This is a genomic window from Breznakia sp. PF5-3 (assembly GCF_029504745.1).
Lineage (GTDB): Bacteria > Bacillota_I > Bacilli_A > Erysipelotrichales > Erysipelotrichaceae > Breznakia.
This window is the reverse complement of sequence record NZ_JAQFIQ010000014.1, coordinates 41542-47862: the sequence shown is the minus strand read 5'-3', so window position 1 is coordinate 47862 and position 6321 is coordinate 41542. Positions and strand designations below refer to the sequence as shown.

The 6321-nt window shown below is 32.5% G+C and carries 4 protein-coding genes; 3 read left to right on the top strand and 1 reads right to left on the bottom strand.

Annotated elements, in window-relative coordinates; genetic code table 11:
* Positions 1-90 precede the first annotated feature (90 nt).
* Complete coding sequence (locus M2475_RS04995) at positions 91-981, bottom strand: diacylglycerol kinase family protein (RefSeq protein WP_277490014.1); 891 nt, start codon at positions 979-981, stop codon at positions 91-93.
* 104 nt (positions 982-1085) lie between these two features.
* On the opposite strand from M2475_RS04995, the gene M2475_RS04990 reads away from it, so the two are divergent.
* The 3 genes from M2475_RS04990 (at position 1086) to M2475_RS04980 (ending at position 6262) form a co-directional block, all read left to right on the top strand.
* Positions 1086-3329 (top strand): U32 family peptidase, encoded by a 2244-nt coding sequence (locus M2475_RS04990; protein ID WP_277490013.1) that lies wholly within the window; start codon positions 1086-1088, stop codon positions 3327-3329.
* Positions 3330-3499: 170 nt separating this feature from the next.
* A complete protein-coding gene (locus M2475_RS04985) occupies positions 3500-4168 on the top strand; it encodes an ankyrin repeat domain-containing protein (protein WP_277490012.1) in 669 nt (222 codons plus the stop codon).
* 9 nt (positions 4169-4177) lie between these two features.
* Positions 4178-6262 carry an elongation factor G gene (locus tag M2475_RS04980; protein WP_277490010.1) on the top strand — a complete coding sequence of 695 codons (2085 nt, stop codon included), beginning with the start codon at positions 4178-4180 and terminating at the stop codon, positions 6260-6262.
* Positions 6263-6321 lie beyond the last annotated feature (59 nt).

The window sequence follows — 6321 nt, the reverse complement described above, 5'->3', positions numbered from 1 at the left end:
TAGAGGATTCACCTCTGAAGCAAGACAATTGCACTTTTTTGATAGATTATAGTTAATTTTATTTAGCTATTGACATCTAATAGTTTGTCTTTATTTTATAAATGTAATTTCTCTTTGTATGTTTTGGATAGAGCAATCTTTATGCTTTCCACCATATTCACCATCGAATGTCCATTTTATATTTTTGGTTGCTTCAATTTTAATGTTTTTACTTTTAAAGGTATAAACCAAATTGCATTTTTCATATTTTTTACTGGTTAATGCGGAAATGATTTGTTGCAAATCTAATGGATTGTTTGGATTTTTAATGAAAATACACTCTAAGTAACCATCATTTAATGAAATGTCTTTTTCTTTAAAAAAAGAAAACCCACCAATAGATAAAGAATTTGTAATCATTCCCAAGCAGAATTCGTCTTCAATTATTCCGTTATCATAAGTAACCTTCATTGCATATTTTTTCAGTTTTATGAATTGTTTTAATCCTTCAATTAAGTATGCGGTGTGTCCTAAGATATTCTTACTTGCTTGCGAAGTAGAATAAGATACTTCGCTGATGCTTCCAAAGGCAGCTACATACATAAAGCAATGATTGTTAAATAACCCAATATCACATTGCATAGTTTCTGGATTATGAAGGATTTTCTTTGTTTGTTTTATAAGATTTGTATTTAACTTCAATGATTTTGCAAAATCATTGGTAGTTCCACTTGGTAGATATGCTAATTTTGGTTTGTGTTGTAGTTCATGGTAGGCACTTACCACTTCATTTAGCGTACCATCACCACCGCTACAGATAATAAAGGGGTATACTTTGCCAACTTCTTTCATTTTGTTATAAGCATCACCTTTTTTGGCAGTTGCATATACAATAAGTTCATAGTCATGTTTACAAAACAGTTCTACAATGCTACTTAAATCAGCTTTCAAACCATTTTTTCCAGCAACTGGATTATAAATTAAATATGCAAAATTACTCATATTCCACCTCTGTCACTATTATATTACAAATGGAATTATTATACTAATAAAAACAATACTTGCGAATGGTTTTGCTTAGAAAATGGATGTGGTACAATGATGCTATGAAAATGATTGAATTATTATCTCCTGTTGGAAAAGAAGAAAGTGTATATGCAGCTATTCAAAACGGTGCTGATGCAATTTATATGAGTGGTGTAAAGTTCGGTGCTAGAGCGTTTGCAGACAATTTTTCAATATCTGAAATTGAAGAAGTTGTAACGTATGCACATACTTATAATGTGAAAGTATATATCACATTGAATACGCTTGTTTATGAAGATGAGCTAATGGAATGTAAACAATACATAAAACAATTATATGATTGTTGTGTAGATGCACTTATTGTCCAAGATTTAGGGATTCTATATTATATAAGAAAGACATATCCTGATTTTGAAATTCATGCTTCTACACAAATGCATATATATAATCGTGATGCCTTATTATTTCTTCATGAACAGGGTGTTAAACGGGCGGTGTTGGCAAGAGAATGTACACTAAAGCAAATTATGTCTTTTCAAGATATACCAATAGAAAAAGAAGTATTTGTTCATGGTGCATTGTGTATTTCTTTTTCTGGTCAATGTTTATTTTCGGCAATGAATAATGAACGTAGTGGAAACAGAGGGGCATGTGCACAGGGGTGCAGAATGCCGTACATATTATGGAAGAAAAATTCAATAGTACATAAAAAAGCATATTTATTAAGTCCAAAAGATTTGAATGTATTGGATGAAATATCACAATTCAAGCAAATTGGCATCGATTCTATAAAGTTAGAAGGGCGTATGAAAAGTAGTGAATATGTTGCATATACAACAATGTTATATCGTAGAGCATTGGATTATAATGATTTTAAAATCACTCCTGAGGAAATGACAAAGTGGAAAGTCCTGTTTCATCGTGATTATACGAAAGGACATCTATTTGAAGATTATAAACTAATGAATCATGATCGTCCAAATCATATTGGAATACCAATTGGAAAAGTGATAAGCACAACAGCAAAACAAATGCGTATTAAATTAACAGCTACATTGCAACAACATGATGGTGTTCGATTGCTTATGAATCCAGAAGAAGGATTTCTTGTGAATCGGATTTATAAAGATGGGTTATTAGTAAATAGGGCACTAGCTAATGATATTATTGAACTTGATACAAAAGGAAAAAAAATCCCTAAAAACACACTTCTTGTAAAAACGAAAGACATTGAGATAGAAAAAGAGATTCAAAAAACATATCAAGGAAATAAACGTAAAATATTTCTTCAAGCTGAAGTGTTTGCAGAACCAAATAAAAAACTACGTTTAATTATTAAAGATATGAATGAAAACCAAATTCAAGTAGTCTCTAAGTCGTATATGGAAGAAGCACAAAAGCGTGCGACAACAAAGGAAGATATTGAAAAGCAATTGCAGAAAACAGGAGATACAATATATCATTTTGAAAAAATTGATACGGTTGTAAAAGGAGAAGTTTTCATTCCTTTGCGAATTCTTAATGAATTACGAAGAGAAGTGTTAGAAAAATATCAATCTATTACTCTAACAAATTTCAAACGTATAGAGACACCTTTTATGATTCATGAAGTTAGAGAACAGACAATAACGACTACCCAATTAGAAGTTAGTGTTCATACAGAAGAACAGCTAGTGGCTTGTATGAAATATGAAAATGTTCATATTTTTGTAGGGAATAAGAAACTCTTTATGAAATATCACGATAATAAGAACGTTCATTTTAAACAATCAAATGTTACACAAATACATGATGAAGATTCAAAAATGGCTGGCGATATCGGAGGGTTGGATAAAAATTATGATTTAGATTACTCTTTGAATATAACAAATTCATACGCTGTAGAATATTTGCAAAGATTAAGAAACGGAAATATTTATCTATCCCTTGAATTGAAAGATGCACATATTGAATCTTTGATTAAAGAGTATGAAGAACGTGTAGGAGGACATGCGGATATTGGAGTTTTACTTTATGGAAAACCACGACTTATGAGTATGAAGTATTGTCCTATTAATGATGTATTATCAGATGGTAAAAAGAAACATTGTAACTTGTGTAAAGAAGATGCATATCATTTAGAAGATGTTTTTCATCATCGCTTTTTGTTGAAGGGTGATGATGCATGTATTACACATATGTATCATCATCAAGCAGTTGATAAAATAGAGAAATTGAATATTTACAAAATGTTAGGAATCAAATTGTTTCGTTTAGATTTTATTGATGAAACACCACAGCAAATTCATCGGATTATACAAAAATTCCAAATAAATAACCAATAATGCCAGATGTATATACTTCTGGTTTTATTTTGGTATATTAGAGGTACGAAAGGTGTGATTACTATGAACGGATCTGAAGGAAAAGAAAAAAAGGTAATCACACCGGCTTTTTTGTTTGTTGAAAATGCGGAGTAAAATCTTCGCATTTTTTAGTGAAAGGATGTGGAAACATGGACGAGCAAATGAAGATAATGTGGGACTGTGGAGCAACTGGAGATGTTACAACGCTAGTCGCACAAATGAAAAAAGGGTTAGATATTAATTATCAAAACGAAGAAGGAAGAACAATATTAATGCGTGCTGCTAAACGCGATTTTAAGGATGTTGTGAGGATTTTGGTAGATAATGATGCAGATGTTAATTTGCGTGATCGTAGTGGTAGAACAGCACTTATGGGTGCTGCTAAGAAAGGGAATAAAACGATTGTAAAGAAATTAATGGAAGCTGGGGCTGAAATCAACATTCAAGATGTTAAAGGTAGAACAGCATTGATGCGGGCTTCTTTTTTAGGTCATGATCGAGTTGTCAAAGAATTATTAAAAGGTGATTTGATGTTAGATCTAAAGGATGAAAAGGGAAGAACAGCACTTATGGAAGCATGTCTTGCATATAAACAAGATGTAATTGATTTGTTATTGGTTTCCAAATCGAATGTGAATTTAGCAGATAATAATGGGTGTACAGCATTGATGCGTGCAGCATATGCAGGATATGCAGGTCTAGTAGAAAAACTATTAGATTATGGAGCTGATAAAAATATAGAAGATGAAGATGGCAGAAAGGCAATAAACTATGTTCGCGAGTCACTACTTGATGAACTTGGACCTTTATTGGATTAGGTAAGAAGTATGAGAGATTATAAAGCAAGCGAAATTAGAAATGTCTGTGTACTAGGACATAGTGGAGTTGGAAAGACATCCATTCTTGAGGCAATGTTGTTTTTTACTAAAGCGAGTGATCGATTTGGTAAAACAAGTGAAGGAAGTAGTTTGATTGATTATGATAGTGAAGAAATTAAACGCGGAATGAGTATTTATACATCAGTTGTGCCAATTGAATGGCAAGACTATAAAATTAATTTTTTAGATACTCCAGGATATTTGGATTATATTGGTGAACAAGAAGCTGCTACAGCAGTTGCAGATAATGCTTTGATTGTTGTAAGCGCAAAGGATAAGGTTGAATCAGGTACAATGAATGCATGGGAAAGTGCCAAAAACAGAAAGATGCCAACTATTTTCTTTATTAATAAATTAGATGAAGAAAATACATCTTTTGAAGAAACTTACGATGCATTGAGAGAACAATTTGGAAAATCTGTAATTCCATTTGAAATGCCAATAACAGAAAATGGTGAAGTTATTGGATCTATCAATATTTTAAGAAATAAAGTTTGGTATTTTAAAGGTGATAAAGCAAGTCGTGATACTGCTTATGATGTACCAGATGATTATAAAGATATTGTTGAAACATACAAAGGACAAATTGCTGAAGCGGTTGCCATGGGTGACGATGAACTAATGGAAAAGTATTTCAGTGGTGAAGAGTTTAGTGAAGCACAACTTACCAAAGGTGTTCGTATAGGTGTCAGAAGTGGTGAGATTGTACCTGTATTTAGTGGCTCGGCAAATTTATCAGTTGGAATTGAGAGATTGATGGACTTGATTGTTAAGTATTTTCCAACGTATGGAGAGCATGGGACAGTAGTTGTACATGATTCAAAAACAAAAGATACAAAAGAGTTGCGAACAGATGAAGAGGAAACAATGACGAGTCTGATTTTCAAAACGATTGTGGATCCTTTTGTTGGAAAGATATCATTCTTGAAAGTTTTGAGTGGAGTACTTACAAGTGATACAAATGTATATAATTCTAAAAAAGATGAAGTTGAGAAAATCAATCAAATCTTTATCATTAAAGGTCGTCACCAAACAGCAATAGGAAAATTATTTACTGGTGATATAGGAGCAGTAATTAAACTCCAATATACACAAACAAATGATACGCTATGTGATAAAGGACATGCATATCGGGTAGATGATATTGAATTTTCAAAAGGATTGCTTGGTAAAGCAGTGCGTCCAAAAACGAAAAATGATGATGATAAGGTGAATGGAGCATTACAGAAAGTTTTGGAAGAGGATTGCACGTGTTGGATTGATAATAATTTAGAAACTAAGCAAACAGTATTATATGGTGTAGGAGATCAGCATTTAGAAGTGATTGTTTCGAAGATGAAAACCCGCTATAAAGTAGATGTTGAACTTAGTGAGCCTAGAGTTCCTTATCGTGAGACGATTAAGAAAACAATCCAAGCAGAAGGACGCCACAAAAAGCAATCAGGAGGACATGGACAATTTGGGCATGTATTCATTGAATTTTCACCAAATGATGCAGAAGAAGAAATGCTGTTTGAACAAAAAGTTGTTGGTGGTGCAGTACCTAAAGGATATTTCCCAGCAGTTGAGACAGGATTAAGAGACTCCATGAATACAGGGGTTTTAGCAGGGTATAAAGTGGTAAATGTAAAGGCAACATTGTACGATGGTAAATATCATGATGTTGATTCCAGTGAACTTGCATTTAAATTAGCTGCAACTTTGGCTTATAAAGAAGGAATGCCAAAAGCAAACCCAGTGTTATTAGAACCTATCGTAAGTTTAAAAATAATTATTCCTGATGAATACACGGGTACAATTATTGGTGAAATAAATAAACGTCGGGGAATGATTATGGGAATGGATTTAGAAAATGATAAACAGGTTATTTCGGCAACTGTACCTTTAGCTGAAATACTAGATTTCCCTACGGATTTGCGTGCGATTACGCAAGGAAGAGGGTTCTACACACAAGAATTTGATCATTATGAAGAAGTTCCACCGCAATTAAAGGATGCAATTATTGCAAAAGCGAAACAAGCAAAAGAGGAGTAACTCCTCTTTTTTTGAATTAAACCAATTTATTATTGTAAAAGATAATGATAATTTGTATA